Genomic DNA, 16,925 nt, shown 5'->3' with positions numbered 1-16,925 from the left:
TTCGCGTACCAACAAAAAACGAAAGGGAAACGACCATGCGATCATCGACGGTTTTGGGCTCCGCCCTCCTCACCTCCGCGCTGGCGCTCTGCCTCGCAGCGCCCGCCTATGCGCAGTCGAACGACCCGATCAAGATCGGCGTCATCGCCGAGGTGCAGGCGATCGCGGGGGCTGCAACGCCCGGCGGCGCGCAGATCGCCGCCGACGAGATCAACGCCAAGGGCGGCATCCTCGGCCGCAAGGTCGAGATCGTCACCTATGACAACAAGAGCTCCTCGGCCGATTCCGTGCGCGCGTTCCAGCGCGCGGTGAGCGAGGACAAGGTCTCCGCGGTGATCGCTAGCTATATCAGCGAGGTCGTGCTGGCGCTCGAGCCCTGGGCGGCGCGGCTGAAGATGCCGCTGATCACCCCGGGCGCCGCGTCGAACGAGATCACCAAGGCGATCCACAACGACTATGAGAAGAACAAGTACACGTTCCACGGCTACCTGACCTCGGCCGCGCAGGCGCAGCTCGTCTGCGACGCTGCCAAGGATCTGCTGGTCGACAAGATGCACATGAAGACCGTCGCGATCATGAGCGAGGACGCTGCCTGGACCAAGCCGCTCGACGTCGGCTACGAAGCCTGCCTGCCCAAGGCGGGCCTGAAGGTCGTCGAGCACGTCCGCTTCTCGCCTGACACCACCGACTTCACGCCGATCTTCAACAACATCGAGGCCAAGAAGCCCGACGTGATCGTTACCGGCATCTCCCATGTCGGCGTGCAGCCGACCGTGCAGTGGAAGAACCAGCAGGTGCCGGTGCCGATGTTCGGCATCAGCGCGCAGGCGCTGAGCCCGACCTTCTGGAAGGACACCAACGGTGCCGCCGACGGCATCCCGTCGCTCGCCGTCGCGACGCCCGACGTCGCGGTGACCTCGAAGACAAAGCCGTTCGCCGCCGCCTTCAAGGCCAAATTCGGTGCGCCGCCGGCCTATACCGGCTACACCGCCTATGACGAGGTCTACATGATCACCGATGCGATCAAGCGCGCCGGCTCGACCGACCCCGACAAGATGGTCACCGAACTCGAGAAGACCGACTACGAGGGCACGATCGGCAAGATCCAGTTCTACGGCAAGGACGACGAGTTCACCCATGGCATCAAGTCCGGACCCGGCTTCGTGACCGGCCTCGTCTTCCAGTGGCAGGACGAGAAGCAGGTCGTGGTCTGGCCGGAGAAGATCGCCGAAGGCAAGCTGAAGTTTCCGAACTTCGTGAAGCTGTCGCAGTAGTCTATCGGAAGGGCGGCTCCGCAAACGCACAATGCCCGGACCAAAGCGCGAAGCGCGTCTTCGCGCTGGACGTCCCGGGTATTGTCGTTCCCGGTTCGATGCGTCCTTGAACGGAGCACGCTTGCAAATTCGGCAGGGTCGATCAAAGTAGGGCGAGCACGCAGGCCCCCTCAAGAATCTGCGGCTCATCAAGGAGGACGCATGCTCCCCTATGTCGCCCACGATCCTCGCTTCGATCGGCTGGTCATCGGCCACGTCAATCTCGAGAAACTCACCAGCGGTTGCCGTTGGGCCGAAGGGCCCGCCTATTTTCCGGCCGGGCGCTACCTGATCTGGTCCGACATTCCGAACAACCGGATGATGCGCTTTGACGAGACCGACGGATCGGTGTCGGTGTTCCGCTCTCCGAGCTTCAATTCCAACGGCAACACGACCGACCGCCAGGGCCGGCTGGTCACTTGCGAGCATTTCATGCGGCGCGTCACCCGGACCGAGCACGACGGCTCGATCACCGTGCTGGCCGACGCATTCGAAGGCCGCCGGCTGAATTCGCCCAACGATGTCGTCGTCAAATCTGACGATTCGATCTGGTTCTCCGATCCGACCTACGGCATCGACAGCGACTATGAGGGGCAGCAAAGCCCGTCCGAGATCGGCGCCTCCAACGTCTACCGGATCGACGGCAGCACCAAGGCGATCACCCGCGTCGTGTCCGACCGGGTGCAGCCGAATGGACTGGCCTTCTCGCCCGACGAAACCAGGCTCTATGTCGCCGACACCGGCGCGACCCATGTCCGCGGGCTGCCGCCAACGATCTGGTCCTATCAGGTCAAGGGACAGACGCTCGGAGAAGTCTCGCTGTTCGCGACCTGCCCGGACGGGCTCTATGACGGTTTCCGCGTCGACATCCATGGCAACATCTGGACCTCGGCGGGCCGCAGCGTGTTCTGCTACGCCCCTGACGGCGCCCACATCGGCACGGTCCCGATCGGCGAGATCGTCGCCAATGTCTGCTTCGGCGGCCCGCGCCGCAACCGCCTCTATATCTGCGGACAGACCTCGCTGTATTCGATCTACCTCAACACGCGCGCGGCGGTTTAGCTCGTGACACGCTCACCGCGGCCGTAGACCAGCAGCATGAAGATGATGACGAGGCCGTAGATCACCTGGCGGCCGGCCTCGGGCATGTCCATGATCGACAGCACGCTGTTGAGCAGCACGATCAGGACGACACCGATCAGGGTGCCGAGATAGCGGCCGCGGCCGCCGAGGATGTTGGTGCCGCCGATCACCACCGCCGCGATCGACGGCAGCAGATAGGCATCTCCCATGCCCTGATAGGCCTTGGTGGAATAGCCGGCGAGCAGGACGCCGGCGAGCGCTGCAGCGAGGCCGCAGAGCACGAAGCAGATCACGGTGATGCGCCGGGTGTCGACGCCGGCGAGATACGCGGCCGCCTCCTTGTTGCCGATGGCGTAGACGTAACGGCCGAGCGCGGTGCGCTGGAGGATGATCGCGACGAGCACCGACACCGCGGCCCAGACGAACAGCGCATTGGGGATGCCGAGCGTGCGATCACCGGCGAGCATTCGCATCAGGTCGGTGGCGGCCGTCTGCGGGGCGTAGCCGCCGGTATGCGCCACCATCAGGCCGCGCATCACCGCGTTGACGCCGAGGGTGAAGATCATCGAAGGCACGCGCAAGTAAGCAACCCCGATGCCGTTGATGAGACCGACCACGAGCCCAACGCCGAGCCCGACCGGAATCGCGAGCGGCCCGCCGATCGAGGTCGCCATCATGGCAGCGGCGGCGAGCGTCCACGGCACCGACAGGTCGATCTGCGCGATCAGGATTACCATCATCATCCCGGCGGCGACGATGCCGAGGAAGGCGCCGATCTGGAGCTGCTGCAGCAAATAGGTCGGCGACAACAAAGGCGCGCTGCCGAAGCGAGCAAAGGTATAGACCGTGCCGGCGACCAGGATGACGAGGATGAACAGGGCCGCGATCAGGATCGGGCGGTCGTCGCGGGAGAGCCCGAGGGACGCAGTCGTCATCGAAACAGCTCCAGCGTATTCTTGACGCGCAGCACGCCGAGCGCGCCGATGCTGACGGCCGCGAGCAGGATCAGGCCCTCGAACAGCGGCTGCAGCAGCGGCGCGATATCGAAGATGCGGAAGAAGAACGAGATGACACGCAGCACCATGGCTCCGAAGATCGAGCCGATCGCGCTGCCGGTGCCCCCGAGCAGCGACGTGCCGCCGATCACGACGGAGGCGATCGAATTCAGCGTGTAGGCGCCGGCCTGCGGGATGTCGGCATTGCCTGATGACGTCTGGATTGCGAGAAACAGGCCGCCGCAGCCGGCAAAGAAGCCGGCGAGCGTGAAGGCCGCGATCTTGGCGCGGTCGATCGGCAGGCCGGACATGTAGGCGGCGCCCTCGGCCGAGCCGACCGCATAGACGGCGCGGCCGAGCACGGAGCGGCGGAACGGCACCCAGACCAGAAGTGCGATCAGGATCAGCAGCACGAACGGCACCGGAATCCAGGCCACCGGCGCAAACCAGCTCGCGGCGCCGTCGTCAAAAATGTGAACGGTGGAGGCGAAATCGCCGAGCGAGTTGGTCATCGCCCAGTTGAGATCCTCGTCGATCTTGCCGCCCGGCGTCGGCCGCAGGAACAGCGCGATTCCGATATAGACCGCGCCGGTCGCGAGCGTCGCGATGATCGGCTGTATGCGTCCATAGACGACGACGCAGCCGTTGATGAAGCCGGCCAGCGCGCCGGTCGCAAGGCACACGACGATGCCGAGCAGGATGCCGCTCACCCCGCCGGGAAAGGTGCCGAGGCCGAGCTGCAGGCCGAAGATGTCGAGATGCAGCGGCGTGCCGTCCGGCGCCCCCGTGAGCAAATAGCTTGCGAAACAGCCCACCATGGTCATGACCGCGCCCACGGAGAGATCCAGTCCCGACGCCAGCACCGGCACGGTCTGGGCCATCGCCAGCATGGCAAGCGCGAAGATCTCGTCGCCATTCTGCACCAGAACCGCCGAAGAAAAGCCCTTGGGATGCGCAAAATTGTAGAGCAGATAAAGAATGGAGAACAACAGGACGGCGGTGACGATGCCGACGTTCTGGCGGACCCTGATGACGATATCGTCAAGCATGGGTGGCTCCGGCAGCATCCGGCGCCGCGGCATCGATGTTCAGCGCGCTCGCGATGATGTTGGTCTCGGTGAGCGCCTCACCTTCAAGCTCGCGCACGATGCGCCCGTCATACATGATCGCCACGCGGTCGCAGCAGCCGATCAGCTCGTCATAGTCGGTCGAGTAGAACAGGATGGCTGCGCCCTGGTCGGCGAGTTCGCGCATCAGGCGGTACAGTTCCTGCTTGGTCCCGACATCGATGCCGCGCGTGGGATCGTTGAGCAGGATGAGCTTGGGATCGGTCATCAGCCATTTGGCGAGAACGACCTTCTGCTGGTTGCCGCCTGACAGCGTGGAGACGGCATCGCCAGGGGCGCCGATCTTGATCTGCAGCCGCGCGATGGCGCGCTTGATCGCCTCGTTCTCGCGCGCGCGGTCGACCAGAGGGCCAGTCGAGATCGCATCGAGCGAGGCGATCACCAGATTGTCCGCGATCGACATCGGCAGCATCAGGCCTTCGGTCTTGCGATCCTCCGGCACCAGCGCGATGCCGACCGACTTCGCCGCCGCCGGAGAAGATGGCCGCACCTCGCGGCCCTCGACGGTGACCTGCCCGGTGACGCCGCGCAGCACGCCGAACAGCGCCAGCAGCAGGGATTTCTGGCCCTGGCCGTCAAGCCCGCCGAGGCCGACGATCTCACCGGCGCCGACGCGCAGCGAGATGCGATCAAGTCGCCTGTCCCAGCTCAGATTGTCGATATCGAGCATCGGCTTCGGCGAACCATGCGCGGGCTTGGGCGGATACTGCGCGGCGATATCGCGCCCGATCATGAGCTGAACGATATCGGCGGTCGAGCGCTTGCCCTTGTCGAAGGTCTCGATATGGCGGCCGTTGCGGAACACCGAGGCACGGTCGGCCAGCGCCTCGACCTCGTGCATCCGGTGCGAGATGTAGAGAATGGCGACGCCCTCGGCCTTGAGCCGCGCCAGCATCGCGTAGACCTTCTCGACGTCGGCGCTGGTGAGGGCCGATGTGGCCTCATCCAGAATCAGGAGCTGCGGCTTCTTGCCCAGTGCCTTGGCGATCTCGACCACCTGGCGGCGCGACAGCGGCAGATCGCGCACGCGCATCAGGGGATTGACGTCCTCGCAGCCGATCTCGGCCAGCAGCTCTTCGGCGCGGCGGCGCTGCGCCCGCGCGTCGATCAACCCGAAGCGCCGCGGCGGCGAGGCGATCGAGATGTTGTCCGCGACCGAGAGGTCGGGCATCAGCGACAGCTCCTGGAAGATGCAGACGACGCCGGCTGCATTGGCCGCCGACGGCGTCGCGAAGCTGACATCGTGTCCGCCGAGCCGCATGGTGCCGCTATCGGGCTGGACCACGCCTGAGATGATCTTGATCAGCGTCGACTTGCCGGCGCCGTTCTCGCCCAGCACCGCATGGATCTTGCCGCGCTCGCAGGCGAAGTCGACGCCTTCGAGCGCACGCACGCCGGCGTAGCGCTTGGAAATTCCTGATAGCGCGAGGAAGGCAGGTTGGGTCAGGACGGCATCAGACATGTCGGGGCTCACGCAGCGGCGGCCCGGCAAAGGCCGGGCCGCAACCGTAACGTCTCCAGTAGGCTCACTGGGTGTTCTTTTCGCTCTGCGACATGATCTCCGGCGCCGTGAAGTTGACGCCGCAGGGCGTGAACTGGTTCGGCGCGAAGAAGTTTGCGTTGAGGTCCGGCCAGTAATTGGTGCCGGGCTTCAAATCCTTGTAGGTCGCAACCGGGATCGGGATCGAGATCAGCTGCGGCATCACGTTGCCCTGCAGCGCCGAGATCGCCGCCTTGGTGGCGATGGCGACCAGCGCCGGGGACTGGCCGTAGGACATGCCCTTGAGCCCGTCCTTGGCGTGATCGGCGATCTGCTTGCGGTACTCGTTCTCGCCCTCGCCTGACATCGGCACGAACGGGTGCTTGGCCGCCATCATCGCCTGCACGGTGCCGTCGGAGCCGCCTTGCGTGAACACGCCGTCGAAATGGCCGTGCACGGCGAGCGCATCCGCCGTCACCTTCTGCGAGGTGCCGGTGTCCCAATTGCCGACCACTTCGGTGATCTTGAAGCTGTTGCCCGGCGCTTCCATGACCTCGCGGAAGCCGAGATGGCGGTCACGGTCGACCGAATTGCCCGGCAGGCCGCGGACCTCGAGGATGTCGCCGCTCTTCTTGCCGCTCTCATCCATCAGCCACTTCGCCGACATGCGGCCCATTTCCTTCTGGTCCTCGTTGACCATCATCACCTTGTCGGTGTCGAGGACGTTGTCGAAGGGCACCACGACCACGTTGTTCTTGTCGGCGAGGCGGATGATACGGTCGAAGCCATCAGGGGCCACCGCGATGGTGACGATGGCGTCAAAGCCTTGATTGATGAAGTCCTCCATCGCGCCGAGTTGCGCTGCAACATCGGTGCCGGTCGAAACGACCTTGAACTCGTTGATGTTCTCCTTGATGCCCGGCTGCGCGGCAAAGGCCTTTGCGGTCTTCACCATCTGGATGCGCCAGGTATTGCCGACGAAGCCGTTGACGAGGGCGATCTTGTAGGGGCCGGGCTTCTTGGCCCACTGGAAGAACTTGGTTTGAGCAGACCAGGGCTTGAAACATGCGGGATCGGCGCCCGGCCCGGACACGACCTTGGGCCCTGCCAAGGCACTGACCGCGGACAGCAACAGGCCAGCGCAAGCCAGCCCCGCACAACGAAGCGTCCACACCATTTCTCTTCTCCCTAAGCTTTTGTGTTCCACCCTAACGTGGCGCGATGGCCAAGCCGGGAATTGGGCTTCCCGTGCAGTTTGCCCGGCTAGGATGACACGCAACCTCCGAGGCGCACAAGCCGAATGCCGCTCACGGGCCCTGCCTTGCCGCGAACGCGTGGAGCCGCGCAATCACATCTGCGGGAGACGATGTGGCGTCGCGACGAAGCTGAAAATACACGCGTGACAAGCAGATGTTCGCCTCCATCCTGATGCAGCCATCGAATGATTGCGAACCAAAGGACGGCACCGCGCAAAAAGAATGAGACTCAGGGAAAAATGCCGAAGCGACCGGGCATCCGAATTGCCTAGTGCGGCGCATGTTGACTTTCGTCCACGCGCTCCAAATACTTGCGGAAAAATATAAAACCAGTCGGACATAACGGCTTTGAGGGAGGGATAGGATGCCGACTTCACGCAGGCAGCTGCTGAAGGGTACGGCGGCTGCCGCCGCCACACTCAGCCTCGATTGGACGAGAGCCCAGGCGCAAGCCGAGAATTTGCGCATCGGCCTGATCTACGATCTCACCGGACCCTTCGCCGCTGGCGGCTCGGTCGCCTCCTCGGTCGGCGCGCAGATTGCCATCGATCTCGTCAACGAGAAGGGCGGCATCGGCGGCAAGACCAAGATCGTGCCTGTCGCTGCCGATTCCCAGAGCAAGGCCGACGTCGCCATCAACGAGGCCGAGCGCCTGATCAGCCAGGAGAAGATCGACATCATCAACGGCGTCTATTCCAGCGCGCATGCGGTGCCGATGGCGGCCAAGGTCGAGCAGCAGAAGAAGATCCTCTGGATCACGACCGCGGTGTCGACCGCCGTGTTCAAGGACAAGAACCTGCAATATGTGTTTCGCGCGCAGATCCATTCCGACCAGTACGGCCAGGCATTTGCCGGCTTCCTCACCGAGCACGCCAAGGCCAAGCTCGGCATGGAGCCGAAGGACATCAAGGTCGCACTGATCCATGAGGACGGCCCCTACGGCGTCGGCGTCGCCGCGGCCGACGAAGCCTATGCCAAGGAGGCCGGCATCCAGGTGGTGCTGCGCGAGGGCTATTCGGCCTCCGCGCCCGATCTCTCGGTGCTCGTGACCAAGCTCAAGCGCGCCAAGGTCGATGTGATCTCGCATGCCGGCTACAACCCCGACATCACGCTGTTCCTGCGCCAGGCGCGCGAGAGCGGCCTTCGGTTCAAGATGCTGTTCGGGGCCGGCGCCGGCTACAGCCAGCTCGACAAGCTGCGCGCGACCTTCGGCGCCGACATCGACAATTTCTGCAACATCGATCCGGTGCCGGCGCAATTGCTCGACCCGTCGAAGCTTGCGCCCGGCATGGGCGATCTGATCAAGACCATGGTGACGCGCTACCAGGCCAAGACCGGCGCCACCGACGTGCCGCCGCACTGCTCGATGGGGTTCAACCAGACCTGGGTGTTGCTCGACAACGTGCTGCCGGTGGCCAAGGAGAAATACGGCAGCTTCGAGCCGGACGCCATTCGCAAGGCCGCGCTCGACGTCGACATCCCGCCCGGCGGCACCATCCAGGGCTACGGCGTGAAATTCTTCCCGCCGGGCACACCGCTCTCCGGCCAGAACGAACGTTCGACGCCGGTGGTGATGCAGAACGCCGGTGAGCACATCTCGGTGGTGTGGCCGACCAATATCAGGACACAAGACCCTGTGTTTCCGCTGCCGAAGGGCTCGACCTACGGGGCGTAGGGCGCAGCGACGGGCTGTTCCCACCCTCCCCTGGAGGGGCAGGGCTATCGCATATGGCCGAACAGGGCGAGGAGGAAGGTGTCGTCCCAGCCGGCGCGCTTGATTTTCCGGCGTATGGAGGTGGGACCAGGACAAGATCGAAGGATGTTGAGCGCGAGTCTGCGCAGGATGGCGAGGTTCTCGGGAGCATGATCCATTCTCGCCCGGTTGCCGTCTTCGTCGAAGTGGACGTCGAGCACCCAATGCAACTGGTTCTCGATCGTCCAATGACTGCGCGTGACCGACAGCAGCCGCCTGGCGGACATGGGCTTGGAGAGCAGGTAATAGCGCACGACCGGCGGCTCGGCGCGATTGCCCTGCAATTGCCTGCGCGAGGTGACGCGGCCGATCGCAACGACGCCAGGGAAGCTGTGGACGGCAGCCAGACTGGTATTGCGCATGATGGTTGCCCGGCGCGCTTCGCGCCGGTCGTGGGTGGAGGGTTCGACCGTTTTGGTGGCCCTACGCTCGCCGGACCGAGCAAACTGCCCGACCACGGCCTTGAACAGCGGTCCACGGTTGGCCTTGATTGCCAGCACATAGTCGCCGCCGCGATCGAGCACCGTCTTTGCCATCGCGCGATGGCAATGCAGCGCATCGGCCGTGACGATGCAGCCTTCAAGAGACAGCAGCGCCAATACCTCCAATGCCCCCTTGGTCTCGTTGCGGCCGGGGGCCTTCTGCTGGGCAAGAGACATTCGCGCCTCCACCGCAAAGACGTTGACCAGGTGCAGAGGCTCGTAGCGCGAACCACGCTCGAAGGCGCCCCGCAGCGCCTTGCCGTCGACCGCGACCACTCCGGTGAGATTGAGCCGGTTAGCCTTGGCAAACGCCGCCATGAAACGCCGGAACGCAGCTTCGAACGCTTCCGGCTCGAGCAAACGGAACACGCGGCTGAAGGTGTCGTGACTGGGAATCCCGTGCGTCAGGCGCAGAAACAGTCGCAGCAGGTCTTCCTTGGCCTCTCCAAACTCCGCCATGTCCGAGCAGGTCTCTGCTCCGCACAGCACCGCAGCCAAGGCGATAACCAGCACCTCCAGCAGATCGTGCCGTGCGTTCGCCGCGCGCGGGTCCGACAACCGCCGAAAAGCCTTCTTGAACTTCCCCATCCGACTCCCTCCGCGTTGTGGGAGTCGTTCTCAGAATCCACCTTGTCAAACAATGCAATAGAGGCCGCAAATCCATATGCGATTCCCCTGCCTGGAGGGGGGCGCTACGCAACGCTTACATCGAAGCGGAATGCGTGGCGGGGTGGGGTGATCTCACCTCACGGGCATTGTCCGATTGGAGAGATCACCCCACCCCGCTCGCGCTTCGCGCGATCGACCCTCCCCCTCCAGGGACCCTCCAGGGGAGGGTAAGCGCGCCGAGCCGCTACAACACCACTCTTCTTCCCTCCTCCGCCGCCCAGTATCCCGCATAGTTCACCTTGATGGTCTCGTAGGCCAGCGCGAGATCCGACAGCGGTTGCCGTCCGGTCGCGGCGCATTCCATGAAATCCTGGATCTCCTGCAAATAGCCGCGCGTCCACTCCTCCTCGAGGCAGACATATTGCCAGCCGGTTTTGCGGTCGACCTTTTCGGTGATGTAGACGCTTGCGAGTTTTTGCTCTGATGTCTGGTAGCTCATCAGATGCGTGTTCGGCGTGATGTTGGCAAACAGCGAGCCGCCTGACGTGTAGGTCTCGATCAGGTTGCGCACGCCGCCCATGATCATGTCGCCGGAGAACACGGTGGCCTTGGTGCCGTCGGAGAAGGTCGCGGTCAGCGTGCCCCAATCCTCGACATCATCAGGATTGGCCTTGATGTAGGTGCGCTCCTCCGGCTTGAGGCCGGCCGTGACGTTGCCGACATCGCCGGTGACGCTGGCGACGTGGATTTTCTCCCCTCGCGCGCGCGCCTCGACCTGCTTCAGATAGAGCACGGCCGAGAGCGGATGGCAGCCCATGCGGATCAGCGAGCCGCCGCCGGTCATCGCCCATTGCGCGGCATGCGCCGCGTGCGAGCCGGAATGGCTCTCCTCGCCCTTCATGAACAGGATCTTGTCTTTTGTCGCCTTGAGGATCTCCGCGATCTTGGTCACCGCCGGCGCGTAGATCCAGTCCTCGGCATACATGAAGAGCTTTCCGGTCCGCTCGACCGCGCCACGGGTCCGGTCCATCTCCTCCAGCACGCGCTCATACATCAGCGCCTTCGGCACGTGCCTGCCGATCGGCCGCGCGTCGCCCTCACGGCCGAAATAGCCGGCAAAGGGCTTTTCGCAGATCACGTGCCTGCCGGCCTGCATGCTGGCGACGATCATCTCGGCATGCAGATTGGGCGGCGTGCAGATGTCGATGACGTCGAGATCGGCGTCCGCGATCAATTCTGCAAAGCTGCGATAGACCCGCGGAATGTTGTGACGGGAGGCGAACCCGACGACATGGTCGCCGCGCGCGGCGACCGCCGCAATCTCGACGTCGACGCCATAGACGCGCCGGAACGCATACATGTGCAGCTCCGACACGAAGCCGCAGCCGACGAGTCCGACCTTGATCCTGGCCATGGCGCCCCTCCCCTTGCTTTGGGCGGCACTATAGCCTGACGGTTGTTCTATTCCACCGAGACCCGCACCACACCGGCGCTCATCATGCCGAGCGCGCGGGCGGCTGGCACCGAGAGATCGACGATGCGGCCACGGATGAAGGGGCCACGATCATTGACGCGGCATTGGATCGTCCGCCCGCTATAGGACACTTTGAGCACGCTGCCGAACGGACGCGTCCGATGCGCGCAGGTCAGTTCGCCGCTCCTGCCGGCCTTGCCGTATCCGTAATATGAGGCAAGTCCGCTTTCGGCGTGGGCGACGGAAAATGCAGAAAGCGAGAAAGTGGTCAGACAAAACAAGAGTGTCCGCTGCGCTCGCACGGCACCGCTCCCCGGTTGGCCCTGCCCCGCGCTGCAACGTCGCCGGTTCCCGCTGGTTCCTGGAACCCCACCAGGCGAGGCTGGCGGGGCCATCACACATTGTTACTGTTTGTGAAAGACCAGCGTGCGCACTTCGATGCTCTCGCGCGGGGCGGCATCATCGGGCGTGGTCGGATCGACGAAAGCGGTATGCGGCGCGAAGCGCGTCCGGCCGTCGGTTGCGGAGTCGTAGCACTTGAGCAGCAGCGCCTCGTCCGGCGTCATCTCGGGGAAATAGAACCAGCGATGATCCGGATTGTATTTCACCGAATAGGTCTCGCCGCGACGGTTGGGATAGATCAGGTCGGAAGCGACGAGGTCCTCGGCCGCGACCGTCATGCCGTCGGCCATCGCCAGCGGTGAATCGCGCAAGGGGCCGCGGATCGGCCGCCACAAATTGATCACCTGCACGCGACACTTGAGCAGCTCATCGGCTTCGTCGGGCAGATGCTCGCGCACGCGGTTGGCACCGGAGACCGCTGTCTGGTCGACATGGACGCGCGTTGCCGGCTGACGCGGACCGGCGCCGCGAATGTCGGCAGCACCGTCGATGCGCTTGCGCACGGTGTGGTCGAAGATGACAACACGATCGGCCTTCAGCGTCGCGCGCAGAAACGCCTCGACGGCGGGATAGTAGACCGTGCGGATTTCTTGGTCGTTGTAGAAATCCTTCACCCTGACGGGATGACGCACCAGCGCAAAGCCTTCGCGATCGAACGAGAAGTTGTCCGCGAGCAGCCGCGCGTCGAAGATCGGCACAAGGTGCGGCTCCGGCAGCGCGGTGCTCTTCGGCTCGCCCGGCGGCGGATCGAAAGCATAGGTTCGCGGCTTGCCTGACGTCGGCGCGAGATAGTTGAGTTCGGCGGTGACGAAGGGAAGTGTTTCGATTTTTGTTTCTTGCAGGCCCATGGTTGGTCTCCCGATGTGGTCGTCGGGATGATTTTTGAGGGCGCAGGACGCGGCGCAAGTGAGCAGCGCAAATAGCAATGGGGCTGCCGTTCTCAGTGTGAAATGCAGAACGAAAGTGTCGAGGAAGCTGATTGGGTTGGAATAGGCGCCGTGCACTTCACGGACGCTTGAGAGCCTCGTGAGGCCTCATGCGGACGCCGCGCATCACCGTAAGCGCGTCGACGCCTGTTCGACGCGCCATGGTAGTGCGCTGCTGAGCCCGGGCGTGGCTGCAATCACGCGGACCAGCGATCGACGACCTCGTCCGCCTTCGCGGTCACCAATAGCGGCGATAGTAGTGACGGTAGTACGGCCTGTAGCCGTAGCCATAGCCGTAATATGGACGATAGGGCCGGTAGTAGCGAGGGTAGGCGGGCCCGTAGCCGTAACCGTAATAGGCCGGCGCATAGCCATAGCCGTAGCCCGGATAGCCGTAGCCGTAATACGGTCCGCCATAGTAGCCGTACGGCGCGCCAGCAATTGCGCTGCCGATAATGGCTCCGGCCGCAAAACCACCAAGCCCCCATCCCCAACCGCCGCGCCAATGCACCTGTGTGACGTCATCGCCGGCTGCGGTCTTCATGGTGGCGACGTTGGTCGGCATCGGCGCCGCTGTCACCTGTCCGATCTGGCCGGCCATGACGCCGACCGTCAGCGAGCAGGCAATTGCCATTTTCCAGATACTCATCGTGTCACTCCCTGTCTGACATTTCGCTCCAAACAGCATCGCAGGCGTATGATCGGGCATCCTTGCGCCAAGTCAAAGGCTCGAATCAGCGTGCAGCGCACAAGACATCCCGCATGCCTCAATTGTGATCAGCGGACGACGCCTCGCCCGAACCGCTGTGACCCCGTGAGGCGGCACCACCTGCGCGTCGCGGCAAAGCGTTAAGCTTCCCGTGTGTCGCAACCAACAAGCACCTTCCCGATTTACTATTCGTACCGTTACTATCGGTTCCAACAAGGCGCGACCGAGGGGTCGTCTCGCAAAGGCCTTGGCTTGCGCCAGATGAGTGGGAGGAAGACATGAGTGCCGCCGGAAATGAACCGCTCGCCCGCCAGGCATTGGCATTCGTCCTGGCCGGCGGTCGCGGCAGCCGGCTGCTGGAATTGACCGACCGGCGCGCCAAGCCCGCGGTCTATTTCGGCGGCAAATCCCGCATCATCGATTTCGCCTTGTCGAATGCCGTGAACTCCGGCATCCGCCGCATCGCGGTCGCCACCCAATACAAGGCGCACAGCCTGATCCGGCATCTCCAGATGGGCTGGAACTTCTTCCGCCCTGAACGTAACGAGAGCTTTGACATCCTGCCCGCGAGCCAGCGCGTCTCGGAGAACATGTGGTATGTCGGCACGGCGGATGCGATCTACCAGAATATCGACATCATCGAATCCCACGCCTGCAGCTTCATCGTCGTGCTCGCCGGCGACCACATCTACAAAATGGACTACGAGGTGATGCTGCGGCAGCACGTCGACAGCGGCGCCGACGTCACGGTCGGCTGTCTCGAAATGCCGCGCGCGGAGTCTTCGGGCTTCGGCATCATGCATGTCGACGAGAATGGCTGGATCCAGCAGTTCCTCGAGAAGCCCAAGGATCCGCCGCCGATGCCGGGCAAGCCCGATGTCTCGCTCGCCAGCATGGGCATCTATGTGTTCAACGCGAAATTCCTGTTCGACGAGCTCAAGCGCGACGCCGAGGATCCGAACTCCAACCACGATTTCGGCAAGGACATCATCCCCTATATCGTCAAGAACGGCCGCGCGATCGCACATCAGTTCTCGACCTCCTGCGTCCGCTCGGGCAGCGACCCCCGCTCCTACTGGCGCGATGCCGGCACGGTGGATGCCTATTGGGCAGCCAATATCGACCTCACCGACGTGGTGCCGGAGCTCGATCTGTTCGACCGGGCCTGGCCGATCTGGTCCTATGCGGAAATCACGCCGCCCGCCAAGTTCGTCCACGACGAGGAGAGCAGGCGCGGCCAGGCGGTGAGCTCGCTGGTCTCGGGCGGCTGCATCATTTCCGGTGCGTCGCTGCGCCGCTCGCTGCTGTTCACCGGCGTGCGCATCAACTCCTATGCCAATGTCGAGAACGCGGTGATCATGCCTTACGTCAATGTCGGACGCGGCGCACGGCTGAAGAACGTCGTGATCGATCGCGGCGTCGAGATTCCCGAGGGGCTCGTGGTCGGCGAGGATCCCGAGCTCGACGCCAAGCGATTCCGCACCACCGAACAGGGTATCGCGCTGATCACCCAGCCGATGCTCGACAGGCTCAATACATGACGCCTGTTCGCGTCCTCGCGGTCGCCTCTGAAGTCTACCCCATCGTCAAGACCGGCGGCCTCGCTGATGTCGCCGGTGCGCTGCCGATTGCGCTGAAGGGGCACGGCGTCGAGATGCGCACCTTGATGCCGGGCTACCCGGACGTGATGCGGCTGCTTTCCGGTGCCGACGAGATCCGGCGCTGGCCTGACTATTTCGGCGGCCCCGGACGCCTGCTCGCCGGCTCGCGCGACGGGCTCGACCTGTTCGTGCTCGACGTGCCGCATCTGTATGCGCGGCCCGGCAACCCTTACATCACCGCCGAAGGCGTCGACTGGCCGGACAATGGCGTGCGTTTCGCGGCGCTGTCGCGCGTGGCGGCCGATATCGGCCACGGTCTCGTTCCTGCCTTCGTGCCAGACGTCGTCCATGCCCATGACTGGCAGGCCGGGCTGGCACCGGCCTATCTGCACTATGACGGCGGGGCGCGGCCTGCCACGGTGATGACCATTCACAACATGGCCTATCAGGGCAAATTCGCGCGTGAGCTGGCCGGCTCGATCGGCTTGCCTCACGACGCCACGTTCGATGTCCACGGTCTCGAATATTTCGGGGGCATCAGCTTCCTCAAAGCCGGCCTGCAACTCGCCGATCGCATCACCACGGTGTCGCCGACCTACGCGCATGAAATCCAGAGCGATGAAGGCGGCATGGGGCTCGGCGGCCTGTTGCGCGAGCGCGCAAGCGTGCTCAGCGGCATCCTCAACGGCATCGATGTCGAGGTGTGGAATCCGCAGACCGATCCGCATATCGCCTATCGGTTCAGCCCGGAAGAGCTGGTTTTCCGGGCCGCGAACAAGGCGGTGCTGCAGCAGCAGTTCAATCTCGATTCGTCCGACGAAGCGCCGCTGCTCGGCGTCATCAGCCGGCTGTCCTGGCAGAAAGGGCTCGACCTCCTGCTCGAGGCCATTCCCACGATCCTGGACCAGGGCATGCAGCTTGCCCTGCTTGGCAGCGGCGACCGCGATCTCCAGGACCGCTATCAGGCCGCCGCGCGCGCCAATCCGGGCCGGATCGGCGTCATGATCGGATACGACGAGGTGCTGGCGCATCTGATCCAGGCCGGCTCCGACGCGCTGCTGGTGCCCTCCAGGTTCGAACCGTGCGGCCTCACTCAGCTCTGCGCCCTGCGCTACGGCGCGATCCCCATCGTCTCCCGCGTCGGCGGCCTCGAGGACACCATCGTCGATATCGGCGAGACCGGACATGATGCGACGGGCTTCAAATTCGGTCCTGTGACGGCCGACGCCCTCGCGGGCACGCTGCGCAGGGCGAATGCCGCCTTCCATGACAAGCCGACCTGGCGGCAACTGCAAAGAAGCGGCCTTGCCACCGACGTGTCCTGGCGCAACCGCGCGGGCGAATACGCCGCGCTGTATCGCGGCCTGATGGAATCCCGCCGCGCGTGAAGCATGACCACAATCGAATCCATGCTATAGAGCGGCCATGGAACCCCTCGTGATCAAGCTGATCGGCTTTGCCGCCGCGACCTGCACCACCGTGGCCTACGCGCCGCAAGCCATCAAGGTCTGGAAGACGCGCTCCACCGGAGACATCTCGCTCGGCATGTTCCTGGTCATGGTGCTGGGCCTCTTACTCTGGCTCATCTACGGCCTGCTTTCGGGCGATGGCCCGCTGATCGCCTCGAACGCCGTGACCATGCTGCTCGCCGGCGGCATTCTGGTGATGAAGCTGAGGTATGGGTAAGGCTTTCTTCGCCTCTCTCCGCGAGCGAG

The 16,925-nt window shown here is 64.1% G+C and carries 15 protein-coding genes; 6 read left to right on the top strand and 9 right to left on the bottom strand.

Annotated features, from left to right (window positions below; all coding sequences use genetic code 11):
- The first annotated feature begins 35 nt into the window (after positions 1–35).
- Together XH89_RS09330 and XH89_RS09325 are read left to right on the top strand one after the other, a co-directional pair.
- Complete coding sequence (locus XH89_RS09330; protein WP_194466782.1) at positions 36–1,274, top strand: ABC transporter substrate-binding protein; 1,239 nt, start codon at positions 36–38, stop codon at positions 1,272–1,274.
- 201 nt (positions 1,275–1,475) lie between these two features.
- Complete coding sequence (locus XH89_RS09325) at positions 1,476–2,375, top strand: SMP-30/gluconolactonase/LRE family protein (RefSeq protein WP_194466781.1); 900 nt, start codon at positions 1,476–1,478, stop codon at positions 2,373–2,375.
- On the opposite strand, the gene XH89_RS09320 is transcribed toward XH89_RS09325, so the two are convergent.
- From XH89_RS09320 to XH89_RS09305, 4 genes are all read right to left on the bottom strand, one after another.
- Positions 2,372–3,331 (bottom strand): ABC transporter permease, encoded by a 960-nt coding sequence (locus XH89_RS09320; RefSeq protein ID WP_194466780.1) that lies wholly within the window; start codon positions 3,329–3,331, stop codon positions 2,372–2,374. The genes XH89_RS09325 and XH89_RS09320 overlap by 4 nt on opposite strands.
- The gene (locus tag XH89_RS09315) at positions 3,328–4,440 is read right to left on the bottom strand and encodes an ABC transporter permease (protein ID WP_194466779.1); all 1,113 of its coding nucleotides are present in this window, start codon (positions 4,438–4,440) and stop codon (positions 3,328–3,330) included. Before XH89_RS09315 ends, XH89_RS09320 begins: the two co-directional genes overlap by 4 nt.
- Complete coding sequence (locus XH89_RS09310; protein WP_194466778.1) at positions 4,433–5,980, bottom strand: sugar ABC transporter ATP-binding protein; 1,548 nt, start codon at positions 5,978–5,980, stop codon at positions 4,433–4,435. Before XH89_RS09310 ends, XH89_RS09315 begins: the two co-directional genes overlap by 8 nt.
- A gap of 64 nt (positions 5,981–6,044) precedes the next feature.
- Positions 6,045–7,175 carry a sugar ABC transporter substrate-binding protein gene (locus XH89_RS09305; protein WP_194466777.1) on the bottom strand — a complete coding sequence of 377 codons (1,131 nt, stop codon included), beginning with the start codon at positions 7,173–7,175 and terminating at the stop codon, positions 6,045–6,047.
- Between the two features lie 443 nt (positions 7,176–7,618).
- Here XH89_RS09305 and XH89_RS09300 point away from each other — a divergent pair, with 443 nt between their 5' ends.
- Positions 7,619–8,929 carry an ABC transporter substrate-binding protein gene (locus tag XH89_RS09300; RefSeq protein WP_194466776.1) on the top strand — a complete coding sequence of 437 codons (1,311 nt, stop codon included), beginning with the start codon at positions 7,619–7,621 and terminating at the stop codon, positions 8,927–8,929.
- Positions 8,930–8,973: 44 nt separating this feature from the next.
- Here XH89_RS09300 and XH89_RS09295 read toward each other — a convergent pair whose 3' ends face one another.
- The 5 genes from XH89_RS09295 to XH89_RS09275 all read right to left on the bottom strand — a co-directional run bounded on the left by XH89_RS09295 (position 8,974) and on the right by XH89_RS09275 (position 13,549).
- Positions 8,974–10,077, bottom strand: a complete 1,104-nt coding sequence (locus XH89_RS09295; protein WP_194462274.1) for an ISAs1 family transposase — start codon at positions 10,075–10,077, stop codon at positions 8,974–8,976.
- Between the two features lie 265 nt (positions 10,078–10,342).
- Positions 10,343–11,512: a Gfo/Idh/MocA family protein gene (locus tag XH89_RS09290; RefSeq protein ID WP_194466775.1), complete on the bottom strand. Its 1,170-nt coding sequence runs from the start codon at positions 11,510–11,512 to the stop codon at positions 10,343–10,345.
- A 47-nt stretch (positions 11,513–11,559) separates the two neighbouring features.
- Entirely contained in the window at positions 11,560–11,874 is a 315-nt protein-coding gene (locus tag XH89_RS09285; protein WP_194466774.1) for a septal ring lytic transglycosylase RlpA family protein, read from the bottom strand.
- A 102-nt stretch (positions 11,875–11,976) separates the two neighbouring features.
- Positions 11,977–12,822: a CmcJ/NvfI family oxidoreductase gene (locus XH89_RS09280; RefSeq protein ID WP_194466773.1), complete on the bottom strand. Its 846-nt coding sequence runs from the start codon at positions 12,820–12,822 to the stop codon at positions 11,977–11,979.
- Positions 12,823–13,138: 316 nt separating this feature from the next.
- Entirely contained in the window at positions 13,139–13,549 is a 411-nt protein-coding gene (locus tag XH89_RS09275) for a hypothetical protein (protein WP_194466772.1), read from the bottom strand.
- 338 nt (positions 13,550–13,887) lie between these two features.
- Between XH89_RS09275 and glgC the strand changes: the two genes are divergently transcribed.
- Genes glgC through XH89_RS09260 form a run of 3 tightly spaced genes read left to right on the top strand, consistent with a single transcriptional unit; the run spans position 13,888 to position 16,896 of the window.
- The gene (gene glgC, locus XH89_RS09270) at positions 13,888–15,150 is read left to right on the top strand and encodes a glucose-1-phosphate adenylyltransferase (protein WP_194466771.1); all 1,263 of its coding nucleotides are present in this window, start codon (positions 13,888–13,890) and stop codon (positions 15,148–15,150) included.
- Entirely contained in the window at positions 15,147–16,598 is a 1,452-nt protein-coding gene (gene glgA, locus XH89_RS09265; RefSeq protein ID WP_194466770.1) for a glycogen synthase GlgA, read from the top strand. The genes glgC and glgA overlap by 4 nt, the downstream gene beginning before the upstream one ends.
- A gap of 37 nt (positions 16,599–16,635) precedes the next feature.
- Positions 16,636–16,896: a SemiSWEET transporter gene (locus XH89_RS09260; protein WP_194466769.1), complete on the top strand. Its 261-nt coding sequence runs from the start codon at positions 16,636–16,638 to the stop codon at positions 16,894–16,896.
- Positions 16,897–16,925 lie beyond the last annotated feature (29 nt).

The sequence above is a fragment of the Bradyrhizobium sp. CCBAU 53340 genome, from assembly GCF_015291645.1.
In the GTDB taxonomy this organism is placed as follows: domain Bacteria; phylum Pseudomonadota; class Alphaproteobacteria; order Rhizobiales; family Xanthobacteraceae; genus Bradyrhizobium.
The sequence above is the reverse complement of the archived record's forward strand: the minus strand, read 5'-3'. Positions and strand labels throughout refer to the sequence as shown.

Coding starts and splice junctions, on each gene's coding strand:
- XH89_RS09330 (WP_194466782.1), top strand. CDS start 36: ATGCGATCATCGACGGTTTTGGGCTCCGCCCTCCTCACCTCCGCGCTG.
- XH89_RS09310 (WP_194466778.1), bottom strand. CDS start 5,980: ATGTCTGATGCCGTCCTGACCCAACCTGCCTTCCTCGCGCTATCAGGA.
- XH89_RS09295 (WP_194462274.1), bottom strand. CDS start 10,077: ATGGGGAAGTTCAAGAAGGCTTTTCGGCGGTTGTCGGACCCGCGCGCG.
- XH89_RS09290 (WP_194466775.1), bottom strand. CDS start 11,512: ATGGCCAGGATCAAGGTCGGACTCGTCGGCTGCGGCTTCGTGTCGGAG.
- XH89_RS09325 (WP_194466781.1), top strand. CDS start 1,476: ATGCTCCCCTATGTCGCCCACGATCCTCGCTTCGATCGGCTGGTCATC.
- XH89_RS09320 (WP_194466780.1), bottom strand. CDS start 3,331: ATGACGACTGCGTCCCTCGGGCTCTCCCGCGACGACCGCCCGATCCTG.
- XH89_RS09260 (WP_194466769.1), top strand. CDS start 16,636: ATGGAACCCCTCGTGATCAAGCTGATCGGCTTTGCCGCCGCGACCTGC.
- XH89_RS09305 (WP_194466777.1), bottom strand. CDS start 7,175: ATGGTGTGGACGCTTCGTTGTGCGGGGCTGGCTTGCGCTGGCCTGTTG.
- glgC (WP_194466771.1), top strand. CDS start 13,888: ATGAGTGCCGCCGGAAATGAACCGCTCGCCCGCCAGGCATTGGCATTC.
- glgA (WP_194466770.1), top strand. CDS start 15,147: ATGACGCCTGTTCGCGTCCTCGCGGTCGCCTCTGAAGTCTACCCCATC.
- XH89_RS09275 (WP_194466772.1), bottom strand. CDS start 13,549: ATGAGTATCTGGAAAATGGCAATTGCCTGCTCGCTGACGGTCGGCGTC.
- XH89_RS09315 (WP_194466779.1), bottom strand. CDS start 4,440: ATGCTTGACGATATCGTCATCAGGGTCCGCCAGAACGTCGGCATCGTC.
- XH89_RS09300 (WP_194466776.1), top strand. CDS start 7,619: ATGCCGACTTCACGCAGGCAGCTGCTGAAGGGTACGGCGGCTGCCGCC.
- XH89_RS09280 (WP_194466773.1), bottom strand. CDS start 12,822: ATGGGCCTGCAAGAAACAAAAATCGAAACACTTCCCTTCGTCACCGCC.